General features: G+C 42.4%; 14 protein-coding genes. 3 read left to right on the top strand and 11 right to left on the bottom strand.

From position 1 onward, the window contains the following. Both KD145_RS26615 and KD145_RS26610 read right to left on the bottom strand, forming a co-directional pair. On the bottom strand, window positions 1–690 hold the full coding sequence (locus tag KD145_RS26615) for an SH3 domain-containing protein (protein WP_212002846.1): 690 nt from the start codon (window positions 688–690) through the stop codon (window positions 1–3). Window positions 691–700: 10 nt separating this feature from the next. Further along, window positions 701–1,735, bottom strand: a complete 1,035-nt coding sequence (locus KD145_RS26610; RefSeq protein WP_212002845.1) for a metallophosphoesterase — start codon at window positions 1,733–1,735, stop codon at window positions 701–703. A gap of 381 nt (window positions 1,736–2,116) precedes the next feature. Between KD145_RS26610 and KD145_RS26605 the strand changes: the two genes are divergently transcribed. Together KD145_RS26605 and KD145_RS26600 are read left to right on the top strand one after the other, a co-directional pair. Beyond that, window positions 2,117–2,344, top strand: coding sequence for an RNA polymerase sigma factor (locus tag KD145_RS26605; RefSeq protein ID WP_212002844.1), 228 nt, complete (start codon window positions 2,117–2,119; stop codon window positions 2,342–2,344). A gap of 90 nt (window positions 2,345–2,434) precedes the next feature. Next, entirely contained in the window at window positions 2,435–3,202 is a 768-nt protein-coding gene (locus tag KD145_RS26600; RefSeq protein ID WP_212002843.1) for a MerR family transcriptional regulator, read from the top strand. Window positions 3,203–3,233: 31 nt separating this feature from the next. Here KD145_RS26600 and KD145_RS26595 read toward each other — a convergent pair whose 3' ends face one another. The 4 genes from KD145_RS26595 to KD145_RS26580 all read right to left on the bottom strand — a co-directional run bounded on the left by KD145_RS26595 (window position 3,234) and on the right by KD145_RS26580 (window position 6,935). Continuing rightward, on the bottom strand, window positions 3,234–3,692 hold the full coding sequence (locus tag KD145_RS26595; protein WP_212002842.1) for a MarR family winged helix-turn-helix transcriptional regulator: 459 nt from the start codon (window positions 3,690–3,692) through the stop codon (window positions 3,234–3,236). Next, entirely contained in the window at window positions 3,679–4,107 is a 429-nt protein-coding gene (locus tag KD145_RS26590) for an EVE domain-containing protein (RefSeq protein WP_212002841.1), read from the bottom strand. Before KD145_RS26590 ends, KD145_RS26595 begins: the two co-directional genes overlap by 14 nt. Beyond that, complete coding sequence (locus tag KD145_RS26585) at window positions 4,104–4,529, bottom strand: SRPBCC family protein (RefSeq protein ID WP_212002840.1); 426 nt, start codon at window positions 4,527–4,529, stop codon at window positions 4,104–4,106. The genes KD145_RS26590 and KD145_RS26585 overlap by 4 nt, the downstream gene beginning before the upstream one ends. Window positions 4,530–5,838: 1,309 nt before the next feature. Then, a protein-coding gene (locus KD145_RS26580) for an IS3 family transposase (protein ID WP_374223485.1) occupies window positions 5,839–6,935 on the bottom strand; the annotation gives its coding sequence in 2 pieces (ribosomal slippage) (window positions 5,839–6,689 and window positions 6,689–6,935; 1,098 coding nt in all). Between the two features lie 76 nt (window positions 6,936–7,011). Here KD145_RS26580 and KD145_RS26575 point away from each other — a divergent pair. Next, window positions 7,012–7,179, top strand: a complete 168-nt coding sequence (locus KD145_RS26575; RefSeq protein WP_212002839.1) for a hypothetical protein — start codon at window positions 7,012–7,014, stop codon at window positions 7,177–7,179. Between the two features lie 115 nt (window positions 7,180–7,294). Here KD145_RS26575 and KD145_RS26570 read toward each other — a convergent pair whose 3' ends face one another. From KD145_RS26570 to KD145_RS26550, 5 genes are all read right to left on the bottom strand, one after another. Further along, window positions 7,295–7,627, bottom strand: a complete 333-nt coding sequence (locus KD145_RS26570; RefSeq protein ID WP_212002838.1) for a hypothetical protein — start codon at window positions 7,625–7,627, stop codon at window positions 7,295–7,297. A gap of 372 nt (window positions 7,628–7,999) precedes the next feature. After that, entirely contained in the window at window positions 8,000–8,344 is a 345-nt protein-coding gene (locus KD145_RS26565; RefSeq protein WP_212002837.1) for a hypothetical protein, read from the bottom strand. Between the two features lie 363 nt (window positions 8,345–8,707). Continuing rightward, window positions 8,708–8,917, bottom strand: coding sequence for a hypothetical protein (locus tag KD145_RS26560; protein ID WP_212002836.1), 210 nt, complete (start codon window positions 8,915–8,917; stop codon window positions 8,708–8,710). Window positions 8,918–9,286: 369 nt separating this feature from the next. Beyond that, window positions 9,287–9,592, bottom strand: coding sequence for a YrhB domain-containing protein (locus KD145_RS26555; RefSeq protein ID WP_212002835.1), 306 nt, complete (start codon window positions 9,590–9,592; stop codon window positions 9,287–9,289). After that, window positions 9,589–17,820, bottom strand: a complete 8,232-nt coding sequence (locus KD145_RS26550; RefSeq protein WP_212002834.1) for an RHS repeat domain-containing protein — start codon at window positions 17,818–17,820, stop codon at window positions 9,589–9,591. The genes KD145_RS26555 and KD145_RS26550 overlap by 4 nt, the downstream gene beginning before the upstream one ends. Window positions 17,821–17,838 lie beyond the last annotated feature (18 nt).

Below are 17,838 nucleotides of genomic sequence, written 5' to 3'. Positions count from 1 at the left end.
TTAAAAGCCGAAGAAGAGAACCCTTCGTACGTAGATACCGTGTTCGAACAACCATAATAACGAATAGTGGCCTGCTCCGTCACTGTTATCAGCAGTAATATACAACCGGTCATTTTTACGATCGTAATTCACTGCAGTGAGTTCCATATTAGGCTGATACAAACCACGGATAACCGAATCCGGCACAGGAATATTTCTTTTACCATATTGTATCACCAGGCTGCCATATTGCCGGGTAGGCAATCCACCATCCGAACCGTAATAAGGCTGGTGATTGATCTTGTCTACATAACGTACGTTGTCCTGAGTCGCATATTGAACAGTATTATCCTTCAGTACAAAGGGTTTTGCGGTGAGCATCACTTTGATGGAATCTTTCTGAAACACTGCACGGTTATCGGTCTGCTCCTTCGCCGGTATCTTCTCAAAGGTATCTATCGTTTTTACCCTCGACCGATGAATAAACCCACCACTGATCTCTCCTTTGTGATAATAATCGATATTATACCACTCTCCTTCCGGTTCCAGGAGAAACACAATATCACCATCCAGCACTTTACCAATTACTGTTTGTGAGATGCCTGCATTCTTCCGGATATTCGTATATCCGTCCTTGTCTTGTACCAGAGCCATCTGGGCACATGCCTGCTGTGCCCACAGCATCAGAATTAATCCACTGATATATTTCATCTTGTTGGTGTTACTGAGGAGAAAACGGTACCGGTGCTACGCCCAGCGCTGATGCCAGCTGATTGATTTTTGCCGGTGTCAGCAGACTTTTTTGCAGGTCTTCCAACCTCAGGTTATTGTTTCTGCTTTTAAAAAGAAATGTTTTAAACGGATAACTATTGGCTTCGCGGCTGAAAGCCTCTGCTCCCTTTTCCAGCAATGCCTGCGCGAAATTATCAAGTTTATCTTTTAATACTGGCAATAATACTTCAAGTTGATGCAGGCTGTTTTCCAGTCTGCCCAGGAATTCTCTTACGGCCGGCTGTTCTATATAGGCGAGTTTTTCCAGCTGTTTTCGTATAGCCGTGCACTCCATATTCGCCCAGTCTTTGGCCGCCAGCACAGGCACCTGCCACTCCTGCTGCTGGGACTTCCAGTAGTCGCCCCTGCTTTTTACCTGATGTACAATGAACCCCGGCAATTCTATCGCTGTGAGATAACCTCCATGGCAACAGCCGGTATCAATACCATAGGTATTGTTTCGGATGGCCGGTTGATCTCCTACCACGTGATGCCCATAGATCACCGGTTTTTCTCCGGTATAATAATCTGTCCAGTAAGTACCTTCCGGGTATTTTTCCTCCAGGTGTTTTTCTCCGGCAGTAGAGCCACTGAGTACATCTTCCCGCTGTTCGTTCAGCTGCAGATCATGTTCTAGTGCTGCATGTACGATAATGGCCTCGGGAGTTTCATAATAATAACTCAGCTGGCCTGCCCAGGTTAAAAAATCAGGATATTCCGCTCCCAGCTGAACTTTCACAATTTCCTGAGCATAGTTCAATACTCCATTCACGTGTTTTCGTTCATGGTTGCCCGCCAGCACCACTGCGCCGGGCCTGTTCCTGAAAAAATGGTATACATCCTTCGATTTATTGCCGCGATCTATAATATCGCCCAGAGAGATCAACACATCTTCATCGGTAAGGCCTATCTGCTGGATCAGCATCATCAGTTCATCAAAGCAACCGTGAATATCTCCGATGATAAAATGCCTAGTTGTTTTCATATAGGTAAAGGGACTACTTTGATAGCAAATTACTAAAACTCTTTGTACAATATAGCCCATTGACGGCTATCTATGGGCCTGTCGATACACCAACCGACGCTGAAGCTAAAAAAACCGGTAGTGCTCGAGACACTACCGGCAGGGCGCTGTTTTCTCAAAACTGCCCGTTTGAGCTCATATCTAATAATCTTTTGCAAGACGATTAAACTTCACTCAAACTTTACAAAAGTATAAAATTTTCTACGCTTAGGATTCTCCCATGTGAATAATAGCAGCAACTGCTCAAAATCCAGATGATTGTGAAACTGACAGTATTTCGATTCAAAAAGATACGGCTCTTAACTAAAATCCCTATTTTGGCTTCGTGAAATGGACTTCCAGATGCCAAAACCAAATCGTGATTTCACTGAGGACAACGGGAAAGAGTTATGGGACAACATGAAGAACGGAGATGATCAGTCTGCATTTGCAGATTTTTATCATCATTATGCCGGCAGGCTTTTTCATTTTGCCTGCACCCTGTTGGGGGCCAGGGAAGCGGCAGAAGAGGTGGTGAATGATGTGTTGAATTTTACAAATCTGAATTCCCGGATAAAAGAACCCTACTGATATCTTCGTTCAAAAAATATTTGATTTTTCTCTTGACTCTTACCTTACGTCATACCCTATATTTGTCCCAACAAGGTATAAATCCAAACGATGGACAACTATTCTGTAAAAAAGCTCTCTCAACTGGCAGGTGTGAGCGTGCGCACCTTACACCTCTATGACAAGATGGGCTTGCTGAAACCTTCTGTTCGTACCGCGGCCGGGTACAGGCTTTATGGCGAAAAGGAGCTGTTGCGTTTACAGCAGATACTCTTTTACAGGGAACTGGATTTCCCGCTGAAAGACATCTGTACTATTCTGGATGATCCTGCATTTGATCTGATGCAGGCGCTGGAAGGACATATCAAAGCGCTGTTAGCCAGGAAGGAAAGGATAAACACATTGATTGGTACCATAGAAACAACATTGGTAACACTTAAAAACAAGTCCATGTTACACGTAGAAGATTTATACGAAGGTATGCCACAGGAAAAGATGGTCGCCTACAGAAAAGAAGCCATGTCTAAATGGGGCCAGGATACCATTTTATCGGTAGAAGCCACCTTACACAGCTTTGATCAGGATGAAATGGCAACGATGAAAACGGAGTTGCAGGATATTACAGTGCGATTAACCGCACTCATGTCTGAAGACCCTGAAAGCGAGGCCGTACAACAATGTATAGCCAGGCGCTACGAGATCATCACCCAACTGACCGGCGGACAGGAAACTGCTGGCAAACTGGAATATCTCAGAAACCTGGGAGAACTATATGTATCCAACAACCCCGGCGCCTCCGCCAATATGCTGCCTGGCAAACAACTGTCACTTTTTATGCAAAAAGCGACCGATTATTATCTTAAAAAGAAAAAACAATAAATATGATCGGGCTGGCTGAAAGGTCAGCCCATCATGCTTCTTCTGTCAGTAATTTCCTCAGCTGGCTGTTAAAGCCGGCTACATGATCGCCTAGTTTTGAGAAGAAAGTTTTGTCAAAATTCTCTACGGTTACCACGGCTTTTTTAATGATTTTTTTGCCTTCTTCTGTCAGGCAAACTGTTTTGGCCCTGGTATCCGTTGAATGTTCCCGACGCTGTACAAATCCTTTTACCTGTAAGGTCCTCAGAACAGTGGAGGTGGTCATGGGGTCGATTTTAGTATGGGAAGAAAGCATTATCTGCGTTACATCCTGCTTGTTTAAGGTCAGCCAGTGGATGCTGGCCATCAGTACAAACTGAGAATGGGTTAAATCATACTGCTCCAATGCCTTTTTTATTTCCCTTTGCCACAGGCTGGTTACCTGCCATAGCAGGAAACCAGAACTGTCATCAGCATGCTTCGCACTAAAGGTATTATCAGTCGATTTCATTTGCATTCATTTTTGAAACAATTAAATTAAAGTCATTTTCTCCGATTTCAAAAAAACCAAAACGGAATGGATACCCCCATGATTTTTTATTCTGAATGAATTCCAGTTGATCTATTAACGGAATAATCTGCGCTTCACTACAATCACGGAATTGAATATTTCTTCTGTAAGGTTCAACATCCTCCGTCATTTTGAACTGGTATACTTCTTCATCGGCCACTTCTCCCACAGCTGTAAATGCCTGGCATTTTTCTGCTCCGGTCATCGTTTGTTTAGCAGAATAAATAATGATCCCGTCTCCTTTTTTCATTCGTTTCAAGGGTGCCTGCTTACCATGACAAACCTGTATGAAGTTGTCGCTCACACCCCGCAAAGTATGCTCTTTTGATATACTAGCCATCCAGTATTTTCTCATAAACTGATTTTTTTAGCGTGTTCAATTTGATTGGCAACATCTTCCGGCATATGATCAATAATATTTTTTGCTACCAGTTTCACCCAGAGAGAAGACAGCAAACCTTTAACAGACATGGTAACGGTGATTTTTAATCCTTCCGGTGTTTCTTCATAGAGATGATCACCATACATTTTGGCCAAAGGAAAACTGGTCATATCTGTAAACCTTTTGTTGGGAATGATTTCCATCAGCTGGATTTTTACTTTCGGACCGCCTTTGGGTTTAAGGATGAAATGCTGACCCACTTTAAATTCTCCCTGCAGTTTTGAATACTCCACGCCACCGTCCCAGTTTTTCCAGTTGTCGATGTCTGTAGTGAGTTTCCAGATCTGTTCTTTAGTGATTTCTTTAGTAACTACGGAATAGGATTTTGTCCACATGTTTTTTATGTTTTATGATTATATGTACAAATATAATAAGTGTACTTATAATATTAAAATTTATTTCCTGATGTTAGCAGACCCATAATCCAATCAATTGATAGTCAATTTTTTAAGAATAAAAATATTTTTTTTCAAAAGGAGGTTAACAAAACCGCGCGCCAGGCAAAAACATGTTTGTAAGCGAGGGGCATTAGATCCGGGGAAACAACAACGCCGCATTACTCAGGGTAAATGCGGCGTTGCATGATTTAATAACATTATAATCAAGACTATCAGCTCAGGTGATATATCTCAAATCTATTATTTCCTGTGTACTCGCAAGGCGAATCTCCTCTTTCCATAAGTAATATTTACTTTCATCCATTAAGGGCATTACAAATTCTAAAATATTTCCGGACGTTCCATACTGCATATTAAACTGATTGTATATCTTAATTATACTGCTATCTAGTTCCATATACAAACTACCTTTAAAGTTGTATAGTCCTTTTAATTGAATTGTACTGTTTCCTAATATAGAGTGCAGTTCAAACTCTTTTAAAGTTACTATGATCAAAAGTTTCACCTCGATTTACCAAAAAAAACGCCCCGATATTAAACACCAAAAGGCTAGGAGATTTTTCTTGAACAAAAATACACTCTAATTCCACAAACTCTCCTTCGACTATCCTCATATATATCTTTTCGAATTCCCAAAGTACCATTTCCTTTCTTTTAAATATTTTATTGAATTAATTTCGTTTTATGCATAACCCGACCATAGTTTCCAGCTCCCAATGGCTAGTTCAGCGGAGCTCCAGAGGTGAATATAAAATCATGTACCAGCTGCGTTACCGTAGAACCAGCCATATATCCAATAGTCCCCCTTATAAGCCCTCCTACAATTCCTCCAACCGCAGTTCCTGCTCCTGGCACAAGTGAACCCGAAGTACCTTCTAACCGGACTGTTTCATTTGAGTCATATATTCTCCTACTTTGCTCCAGACCGTTCCTCAGCGGAGCCTTTAGACGCCCCACTTTATTTTGAGCTGTTTTTGAGGTCGAAGATAACATCTTAGCAAAAGCTTCTTCAGTAAGACCTGAACGCTTTAATACTTTTGCTTGAGCCTGACTCCACATCGCCGTTTGCTCCTTAGTAATAACCTCATTTGAAAGAAAAAAATCTATATACCGTTTACCCGTGGGAGTTATCACATCAACGAAGTGACCAGGCTGGGTGAGTACCTCGTCCCGACCACAAAGGGTATAAAAGCGGCTTGCTGAAGAACTGGATACTACTGTAAGTACCCCATCTAGGTAACAGTGATTAATTGGAGTTTCTGGATTTTTGCAACTCCGCTTTCCATTCGCAAGGCGTCATGTTCTTCAAAGATTCGTGAGGTCTTCTTTGGTTATATTCTTCCATCCAGGTATAGGTTAATTCCCTTACCTGGTGCAAGTCCTCAAAGATATAGGCATCGAGGACAGCTTCTCTGTAAAGACGATTAAATCGTTCGACATAACCATTCTGCATTGGTCGGCCTGGTTGAATGTATTGTAGCCGGATACCGTGCTGGTGGCACCACTGTTCAAAATAACCTGAAGTAAATTCCGGACCATTATCAGTTCTTATCGCGGCTGGTTTGCCTCTGGATTCAATAATTCTTTCCAATACCCGTACAATTCGGTATGACGATAGTGAAGTATCGACTTCTATACCCAAGACCTCCCGGGAGCCATCATCTATCACGTTAAATGTTCTGAAGCGTTTGTTTCCAATCAGGCTATCACTCATGAAATCCATGCTCCAGATGATATTAACATTGGTTTGCTGTTGTAATGGTTGTTTAATGCGTGCTGGCACTCTGCGTTTCAGCTTCCTCCTCTTATTCAGCTTAAGCAGCCTGTATACCCGGTATACTCTTTTATGATTCCAGTGATGACCTGCACGCCTCAAATAGGCGAAAAGCTTGCGAAAACCGTAGGAAGTATGCTTAAAAGCAAGGTCCTGAAGGGCATCAATCAGTACCTGGTCATTTCTACGACTACGATAATAAAACTTTGAACGGGGAAAGGAAACTATTCGACAGGCCCTGCTCACAGAAATACCCTGATCTGCGACCAATTCTTCTGCTACTTGTCTTTTTGTGGAAGGGCCCAGCCTTTTTTTGTGAATAGATCCTTCAGTATCTGATTGTCAAGGGATAGGTCAGCATACATTCTTTTGAGCCTGGAATTTTCTTCCTCCAGGTCTTTGAGGCGCTTCACATCTGAAGCCTCCATGCCTCCATACTTGCTTTTCCAGTTATAGAAAGTAGCTTCAGAAATGCCATGTTCGCGGCAAATGTCCTTTGTGGCAAGCCCATTTTCCTGCTGCTTCAAAATAGACACAATCTGAGTTTCTGTGAATCTGGTCTTTTTCATGATAGTAGTTCAGTTTAAATTTAGCCTTTTTTATCTAAGTTTAAACTGTCACCAGAAAAGGGATACTTACACTACCATGGGATTTTTATTAAGGGTGACTAACCAGGTTAATGTGCTTAAAGACCCTGCTATGCTTAAGGGATTGAATGATATTGATGCGCTCCTGGAAGAAGATAAAAAATATATCCTACATGCCTTAGATGGCCTTTTATGGGATGCCAAAACAAGAGCTGCATATAAATAAAATAAGCCGCTGAGCTAGTTCAGCGGCTGTTAAAACCGGTCCATGATGACTGGTTTTAACAGCCAGATTAAATCCAGACCATTTCATATTCCGTATGTTCTTTACAATCCAAAAGTTATTTAAAAAGAGTCCCAATACAGGTCATTTTAAATTTGTCTTTTGGCATTCTAATTTCCAGCCTATCCCCTGTTTTAATAGTATCATCAACTCCATAAGCCTCAATAATACAATCTGTCACTATACGTAACCACATAGCATCATCTTCCTCTATACTTTCAACCAATGCTACAATAACAGTACGGTCATCTTCACAATAAAAACCTGCTTTCAGATTTGTTCCAACCTTTGTATTCTCACTCGTATCAAGCTCTAACAATAGATCAAATTCAACACCATGAGTCACGCCCTGCTCAAATTTCTGACCGGTGGCATATGCAACCTTCTCCATAGTCACTAATAAATGATACATATGGATATTCTACTTTAGTGATAACCACATTCATTGCTTTTTTTATCTATTTTATTTTTTCTGTACTCTTCGAATTACATTTTCAACTCTATAAGGATACCAAGTCTCTTCACGAAAACGCATTAGCCCTCTTACGTTTGGGGTTGCTTCATGATCACCAAATCTAATACTTCTTCTACCATCAGCCGACCAAATCCTATCAGGATCAACATTCCCAAATCCAGGATTAATATTTGTTTGATTGGGACCTAAGAATTGATTCCACCTAACCAGCACATCCTTTGGCCTCATAGCAATACCTGAAGGCGTCTCTACTTCAAGGCGATCATAAGTCCAACTACCCGATGCAGTTTATTGAGCCGTGTATGTTGTGCCTGACGAGGACGAGGATGACGAGGATGCTGAAACCGGAGTTCCACTTGACGCATTTGCTAAAACAATAGTTTCAATTTTAACCTGAAGGTTTGTTACTGGTTTAAGAACACCACCTCCTCCTCCAGATAGAACAACTCTAGGCGAAAAATTCCCACCACCTTCTATAGGCAATGGCGTGTTCTGAATTACATCGCTAGCTGTTTGGAAATATGCAGCTTGTTTATCATTTAAGTTAAAATCCGCAGGCGACTTAGAATATGTTCCTAATGTCCACTGTTTTAGAATACCATTGGTCGATTCCCCCAAAAGACCAGTAAGCATTTCCCGCGGCTTCTTTTGTATCAGATTTTATTTGACTCCAACTTGTCAGATGCACGATCGTTCTGTCAAAAGATTCTGCTGCATTGTCTGGATGCGCCCTACCAGTCCACCACATAAAATTAACATAGGCGCTTTTTAGATCCTTATACCATCCTGGTGGATCTCCTGGGCGATTTCCCAATACATCACCATAAAAGTAGGGCTATTATAAAACGTCGAATAATCGCCTACCCCTGTAGTTGGATCAGGATCTAAATTCAATTCCTTCCTATCCTCGGATCATATTCCCAGAACTAAGCGGTATATCCATTTCCTTCTCCTTGTATCCCATTATCCTTCTCTTGCATTAAACCCATATGATACTTATCTGAAGAAAACCATCTGCATCCCAAAAGGATAATAATCCTGTGCAGATACAACATTGGCTTCGTAGTGGTCTATCAATCCTCTGGGTCCAGAGCTGGAACGCTTGTCATCACCAACAGTGGCGAGTAAGTTACCCAGGTGGTTGCTTAACTCGAAGAACTCGCTACCTCCTGTAAGAAGTAGTGAAAGTTCCTGATCCCAGGGCACCTAAATGTACTGATGCCGGAGCATCCGGGTTATCAACCAGGGTGGAGTAATGCTTCTGCCCTATAGGTGGGGCTCTGTTTGAGTTAGATGCCCATTATTGAAAGCAGGCCCATCAATATGTTCATCGATATCAATATCGTATTATTCTTTGAGAACATCGTCCTTTGATATGAAGTAACCTGTTCTTACCTGGTTCATAGGTATAACTCAACTAGTCCATTTCCAGAGGCTTCCCAGCCCAGTTTTGGTTCCCGTTATGGTTATACATCTGAATATTCCATTGGCGTCAGATAACTTTTTCACCGTATAGCTATCCATCAGAGTCACCCAAATCCATCTTTTGTTATACCTGGAAATTGCCACCCAGCATTAATGAATTTTCTTTCTACATTCTTCAACATATTCATCAATATACTCTTCAGCTGAACGTGCACTTCCAATTTCAAATACACTCCCATCAAATTTATTTACAATTAGGGCACCGCCACCTATTCCATCAAAGATATCACCCGTTTCAACAAACTTTTTCGTTTGATAAAAGAAAGCCCATCCATACTCAAATTCAATAGTATATTCATCCATTATTACCAATTCCTCACGACTAACCAAGACTGGAGTATCCTTTAAGTACAGATAGGCCTTATCTTTCGCCTCAATCAAATTAAGTATCATCATAAACCTGTTGTATTTTTAAAATAAAGCTGATTAAACTTATAATCTTTCATAAGCGTAGAGGTGTTTTGAATCCAATTTCCTGGAGATTTCTGAAAATCTAAAAATATTACATTACCATGCTGCTTGGTAACATTAAAATAATGTCCAATCCTACCAGGTCCTCTATATCCAAAAACAACACCCGTTGCCCCATCTTCGAGCTTACTCATTGCACCAACTACACCTTCAGCCGTATAATAAGATTTGACATCTTTTGCTCCTCCAAAATTATTAAAAAATTCTGTTGTTAACATTGGTCCATGTTTCAATGCCAGAGCTGTATTCCCCTTTATAGTCGCATCTCCTGCTATCGTACATCCAGCGCAGTTCACAGTACCCTTCACTTCATTAATATTCAAATTCCCTGATCGTATTAACTTAGAAGCAGGATTATTTACGGCACCAGCACCTTCAGCAGTATTTAGGGGAGCATCAACAAAAGGTACTCTTGTTAGTGCATTATTAAGTCGCTTTGTAAGATAGGCTGTCAGAAGAAATCCTCCAACATTCTCCCATGTTTCAACTCGCTTAAAGTCGTCCACTCTCATCTCTTGTAAACCATTCACGGTTTCATTTAGCATTTCGCTGCCAGTCTTACCATCTAATGCCTCATTCCATGTCGCAGCGACACCATTCCAAGCAGCAGCAGCTGTATTCCAGCCAAATACCCCAACCTTTCCAACACCTGAGTAATCATCATAATTCTCCCGATCCATTTTTCCCAAATTCCCTAATCCCAATGTTAAAACCGGCTTTCCTCCATGCTTATTCTCTCTGAAATACCATGGTAATGCCTTTTCTAAACCATCTAGATCTATAAATAGAATCGGTGAATTTTCAGAAAACTGATATGGTGTCAACTCAGGATAAGATTTCGTCAACGGATCTACACTCAGGAACTTCGCTATTCGCGGATCATACACCCTCATCCCATAATCCTGCTGGTTCCCCTCTCCCTTCACTTCATTATCATTCTCCTTCCCATTAAACCCATAACGATAACCATTCCCCAGACTCCATTTCCTGCCATCCAGCTGCATACCAAAAGGAGCATAGTCTAATTCATTAAACACAGTGGCATCTCCACCATTTTTAGTATCAGAGATAACCGCCATTACGTTGCCCAGGTGGTTGTTTAGCTCATAACGGATACGATTGGATTGTCCCCACAGCGACAATGCATTACCAGAACCACTGTTTACCAGCATATCCGGCTGCCACATACCCAGTCGGGAAGAGCCGTAAAGGTGTTGTTCTTTCCAGTAGATATTACCATCTCCATTGCTGTTCCCGTAAACGCTCAGGGTATTTCCGCTGGCATCACGTACATACCAGGTTTTATCTAAAAGACCATTTTTGTTGTACTCTTTATAAACACGATTCCCACCGGCATCATACTTATAACTCAGGCTACTTCCATCTACAAATGAAATCTGGTTAATCTTTCCATAAACTGACCATTTAATATCCTGGATATTGGCAGAACGGTCAGCAATCAGATTTCCAATCTCATCATAAACATACTGATTTGAACCCATACTTTCAAAATCCGATGGGAAAGCACCCGGGTCCACATCATCACGGACATGCAACAATCGGTTACTGGTCAGGTTGTTATTCTCCCGTGGATAAGAATAGGTAAGATCGTCCATCAGTTTATTGCCCGCGTTACCATTACGTTTGTAGGTCAGAATATTACCATTGCCGTCGTAGGTGATATCTTCCTGGAAGTCAGGACTGTTTTGTCCAAATCCCCAGGTAGTGGTACCGGTGCTGAGCGGATGATAACGCATGGTACGTAAGCGGTTCAATGCATCGTACCGATAAGTATATCCTACAGGTGCACCTCCATTAATTTTATCTAACGCTACAGAGATATTACTGATATTGCCGTTATATAATGACTGTCCTGCAGGATCTGTTGTACCTGCAGCATACTTCATGTCAAATGCCGGTGCACTTGAACCAATAGGCTTATAATCTCCATTGAAATAAGCAAGGGAATAAGCCATTACATCTTTGGCAAAAGTACTGGTAGCCCCGCTACCGCCATCACCGAACATATCATTGGCAACGCCCAGCCTGGCACCATTAATCCCTTTTAACCAACCCTGTAAGGTGTAGGCATAGTCAATGCCCTGTATGGAACTACCCAGCTCTGTTCTGGCCAATGGCCCATGAAGATAATAGTGATAGGTAGCATTCACTTTCCTTGAGTCCTTATATATCTTCCAGTTGCTGCCATCATGCTCCACGCCGGTGGATGCTTCCTCCAGGCGGTTCTCCGCATCATATTGGTAGTTATAAAAGAACTGATCGGGTTTATCTTTCTGATATCTGACAGCATTTACTTTACCACTTATCAGGTCATAATTGTAATCCAAACGCACCTTGTCACTGAAGCCATATAATTTCTGCCACAATGTTTTCACATTACCGATCTGATCATAACTATAGTAGGTGGCTTGTTCTTCAGCACTTGCTGTTTCGGCATACGTGTGGGCTGCCACCCGTTTACGCAGGTTATCCTGTGGATAAAGGTTCTGGTCCAGCACGGGAGCATCATAGTAGGTGCGGGTTATCTGGCTGTTGGTACCACCATTCAGGAACAACTGCGCGTTATTGGCAGCCAGGAAACCCGGAATACCCGGATCCGGAGCACCTGCTTTTTCGCCCACCTCAACGATTCTGCTTAATCCATCATATTTTGTGTAGCTAAACAGATTAGCGCTAACAGCCTGTTTCGCATTACGGGAGGCAATCACCCGTCCTAAATTATCAAACCAGAAACGGCTGGCACCTCCATCCGGAGTGTTTTGCTGTACAACGGTGTTTAAGGAAGTGAAGGCATAGTTGCTGGTAAGTCGATGCAAAGGATAAAAAGGTGGATACTGGGTACCAACCATACCATCACTGGTTGTTCCTGCCCCACCAGGTTGATCACTGTTAAATCTTCCCCAGCCGCTCAATGCCGGAAATACATTGGCATAGTAAGCAGGAGATATGCCCATGCATAATTCGGAAGCATTGGCCGCAATTTCAGCTCCAGTCAGCACACGGTTATAAACCCTCATCTGCCTTAACATGGAGAGATCTGTTGTGAAAGTTGCATTACCACCTGTGGCTGCTATTTCATATTCTGCAGGAGGTACAGGCGCATTTGTCGCTACCGGGCAGGCCACCCCATTTACATATACACTCAGTGACGGATTATTATCAGTTAATATTGACCCTTGTAATACTAAATGGGTCATTACCTTCAAAGGCTGCAACTGGCTGATATCAACCGTTATATCTTTGGTGCTTATTATTTCAACCTGATTGAGCGGGCCCGGAGAAAGTTTATGAAATCCTATATGCAGATACTTATCATACTGCCAGATATAAGCATACACCGTATTACTTCCGCCAGGTGTCAATACCCGGATAGGAGTATTATCCTTAGCATACAGCCACATTTCAATAGACTGATTAGCAGCCCAGGCCGCATTAGCCATTGTTGTTAAGATCGCATTATAGTCGGTATTCGTAGTTGGGCCGTTATATGAACAACTGCTGACATTCACATCACGGGCCTGACGGATCTGGTCCAGTTTTACCGGATCATCTGTAACCATCACCCCTTCCGGTGGAACAGTACGTACCAATGATCCGCTTTGATCGTAATAATACAAGGTATAGTGATAATACAGCTCCGATGTACTCAGATCGGCCTTTGCTTTAGCAGCACTGCAGATATCAATGTATTGTTTTTTAAATGCTCTCCGGACTTCTTCAATATATTCATCATACCTGCGTTTGGCACTTGCTGTGGCAGCATCCACCAGGGAATACATACAGGTATACGGGTCCGTAGCCACCTCATCATATACTGGCTTGTTGCATAACAGTTTTGATGGATCAGTCGCTATCTGCGTACGGTAATTCTCATATTCAAAAGCACTTAAGGTAAAGCCCCAACGCTGGTTAAAGTAATTGGTGATGATCATTTCATAATTACCGTCATTTTCTATCAGCCCTCCGCTGATTTTCTGGTTCAACTCTGCTCTGGCCGACAGGAATTCATTGGCTGTTACACATCCTACAGCATTGCCATCCAGGAAAACCGGTACCCGGATATTTTGCGGCAACAGATACTTACAGTTTGTACATCCTTTCTGCAGCATGCTTAATTCCGCCTCTGTAATGGTGACCGCCGTACCATACTTTAATTTCAGGTAATTATACAGACTCAGGTCCGGCCGGCTGCTTTGCTGCTCCTGTGTAAGGGAAGTCAGTTTTGCACAAAGCTCTTTATTGGTATTTCCAACTATAGTGGTCGTCGTCTGTGCTTTCACGTTATATGGATAAAATCCGTCCATCACCCAGGGATTCACACTCATAGTGTAGTTAGATCCCACCACACTGGCTATAACCTGGTCAAAGGAAGAATATCCATCCACGGAAACAGTTCCCGGCGGAGTGGTTGATGAACCATAGATATGATATTCATCCCCACCCTTGATACATACATTGATTAATTTCTGGCGGATAGTGTTTGTAATACCAAGCCGCTTGATCAGATCATCAACACGGGAACTGCAGGCCATTTCAATCTGGGCACTTAAGGCATCTTTCGCTTCCTTACTTAAAACAACGGAATCTTTTACCCCTTCATTTTTATAATAGGTATTCCCTAACCGTGAGTTTTTACCGGCATATAAAGCATCACAATTCCCAACAGGAGGTGTATCATCAATACATCCGGATTTATTCGCCCCAAATGGCTTAGTAGGTTCGTTAAATGCCCTGTATCTCATATAACTGGCCGCAGTGGAATTCCGGTCAATATACTGTACACTGGTAAAATACGTATCCCCTTCATATCCGTAAAACTCGATTCTGTATTTTATATTCGTCGCTAATGGTTTTGAGCCCTGATAGTAAAAGCTTATTTCATTAGTCTCTCCATTAGGATCATAATAGGTTTTATCCTCTCTCACGATATCTTCCGGCTTTAAATCCGCACAGATGGCTCCATCACGAATTACCAAACCACTGGGCCGTCCCACCTTACAGGCTGTGCAAAAACCCTTGTCAGCCCTCACCTTTTCATAATAGAAAGCCTTACGCTCCATATAATACTGCAGGTAAAGCTGCCACTCTCTGTCCGGTATACGGCAATCCGCATTAGGCTGGCAGTTTCTCCAGCGTCCCTCATCATTGATGGCTGCAGCCTGATTGGTACTTGCCTTGTCATTAGCACAGTACAACATGTAGTCTACAAACTGGGACAATGTCTTATCCCCAAACGGAGGAAGATTATAGTTATTGACAACCCGGCTCACATATTCATTCAGGTCCTTGGAGAAGTCATAGGAATAGCTGCTGCCAATACCACCATTGGTAAAAAACGGATCTGCATTCAGCAACCATACAGGATTGCTGTTACTATAAGTGGTACCTATCGCCGCCTGCAAATCAGCTACTTTGGTCACCTGTTCCTGCAAACGCTGGTCCCATGCCATATAAGAACTGCCATATTGATTGCAAAATTGCAGCCCGCAATATTCCGGATGCCACTTCACAAAACGGGCGCCCCACTCCGGACGCCAGTTGGCAATCAGATTCTGTATAGTGAAACCAGGATCATTAGGAGTAAATGTTGTGCCATCACCTCTCTCGAAGTATTCTTTTCCTGCAGTTCCGGAAGTGTTTACCACAGGGAAAATGTCCGCATCCCGCCAATGCAGCAGAATAACATTGATACTGGGCTCCAGTGGGTTATTGTTTGCATCAAACAATGCAAACTGCCCGCCAGGAGTTACATCTCTTCTCAGCAATTCTTCCAGGCGCTGGCAAGGGCTCGCATAACAGGAGGCCTGTTTTGCCATACAATTACTGTATAAATTATCATACAACCCATTCGCCCAGGTATTAAATTCCGCTTGTTTGGCCGTCACATCAATACCATTGGACTGGATCCTTCCCAGCAACGCAGCTACAAAGGCAGGTTTCTCGCCCAGTGCAGCTTTACAGGTTTTACAATCCGTAAAACAAGCCGTAAAATCTTCTTTATTCAATTGCTCCATTACAAACTGGAACAGCGTCTTCAGGTTGGTATTACGCGTGATAAAATCATCCGTATAAGCTTCAATAACATCCGGACTCAGGGCAAGCTCCACACTTATATTATAGGAGCCGACTTTATCCGCCCTGAAACTGATTTCTTTGGCAAAGCTTCCCGTAACATTACAATCCGGCAACTTACTACCCACTTCTGCTTTACTTTCCTGCGCCAATATATTGTTACAATCATCTGTCACTTTTACACTTAGCAGGTAGAAACAATTGCTGCAAATAGTAACATTGTTTTCCTGATATTTTTTAATCAGATAAGGTACATCCAGACTGATCTTAGCGGTAGAATTAGGTACGCTTGCCAGGTAAGTGGTTGTTCCTGTCAACTTCAACAAGGTTCTGTCAAAAACAAAATCACCAGGAGTAAGAATCGTTGCATTAAAATATTTGGGAGCGGGTGTGTTAGGCAACGGCAATAAAGCATCATTAGAGTTCTGTCCAGCCAAAGCAGTAGCAATCGTCTTCCCTTCATCATTTACATAGGAAACAGATACCTGACCATTGGGATCTACCGTCATGTTTTTCAGGTAATGGGAAGCCAGCCCAACATCATTACCAAATATACGATCCAGCTCCCACTGTTGTGGTTTACCATAGTAATAGCGGGTTGTATGATTATTCTGCAGATTGGTATTATCCGGCTGCAGGTTAGGTCCCACACCACTTTGCATACTGATTCTTCCGGTATTGTCAGGTGTATAGGTGGTAACTGAGATCGGCAGATTTTCTGCATCGGGTATGTAGCTGCGATAAGGATCAGATTTGAGTGTATTTTCCGACGAATAATATCTGGAGGCACCAGACAGCGTGCTTAACGGGGCCGGTCGGCCTATACAGCTGGCAGCTTTCCCCTGGAAGATATCCTTCCAGGAATAAGCCTCGGTCTGGGATTTAAGGGACTGTCCTGTATAATACTGCAGGGTGGATGCATCCAGCGGAGCAGGCAAAATAGCTCCGGTAGCCCTTCCATACTTATCATAAACAGATTCCTGTACAATAGGAATTCCCGTAGTATTCAGTAATGTCACTGTCTGACGGTTTCTAAGGCTACCATCCATAAAAGACACTACTTCCTTCCTGTTTCCCCCTTCTGTATAAACAGCCTGATATTGCCAGTTCATGGATGACAAATACGGAACTACTCCATCTGAATAACCCGCTACACCAAAAAATCCTGTGCTATTAATTTTAAAATTGTAATCCCATTCTCCTTCTTCACGATAGCCTGAACGTTCCAATACCTTACGGGTCCTCACAAGAAGGTACTGATGCTCCTGAATTAACGGGACATTATAGTAGTTAACCGGAACGGTTACACGGGTAGCATTATTCCTGAACATAGCTGCCAGGTCAGTCACTGTAATACCTGCCCCTTTAGTCTTTAGTATAGTACCATTATTGGATAATTCATCAATAAAAGTCCATTCGAGATCGAAGATATGGCCCGACACATCAGGCTCCCAGTTAACACCGATATCATCCTTTACAGTTGTTCCATCATCTACCTTTGCCGCCGCACCCATCATTCTGGCTCCTGCCATGGAAGTTTGTTTTTCCTGCGGCAGGTAATCCCTGTCTATAATAACCTGAGCACTGATAAAAAATAACGGAGGTACCGGACTTAACTGCTTACAATCAAACTCATTAACCGTAACTTTTACTTTATAGGCATTCCGGAAATTATATTTGGCTGAAGCCTGATAAACGGCACCAACGGCAGTGTCATAGTTAATTTCCAACGCAACATGCTCAATTGTTATGGGCAGATCCTGGTCCGGACTGCTCCAGTATTCCACTTTCAGGTCGGCCTTGCATTTAAATGGTTGCTGTAATTTAAACACAGTATCTTTCCGGAGACCAAAAGTGATGGAGTTTAAAACACTTTTGTTATTTATCTTATTCCAGTCGTAAGCGGGATTCCGGAATTTTTCATCTTTCAGTATAAGCGTATCTCCCTTTTTCAGGGCACCTTGTATTTTCTGCTCATATGGTTCCGTTGCAGCCTGCAGCCTGCCACTGAGCAATAATAATACAACAAACAGTAATGATAAGCTTATGGATCTAAACACAGATATAAGGGACATAGG

It is taken from the genome of Chitinophaga sp. HK235 (assembly GCF_018255755.1).
Taxonomy (GTDB): Bacteria; Bacteroidota; Bacteroidia; order Chitinophagales; family Chitinophagaceae; genus Chitinophaga.
The sequence above is the reverse complement of the archived record's forward strand: the minus strand, read 5'-3'. Positions and strand labels throughout refer to the sequence as shown.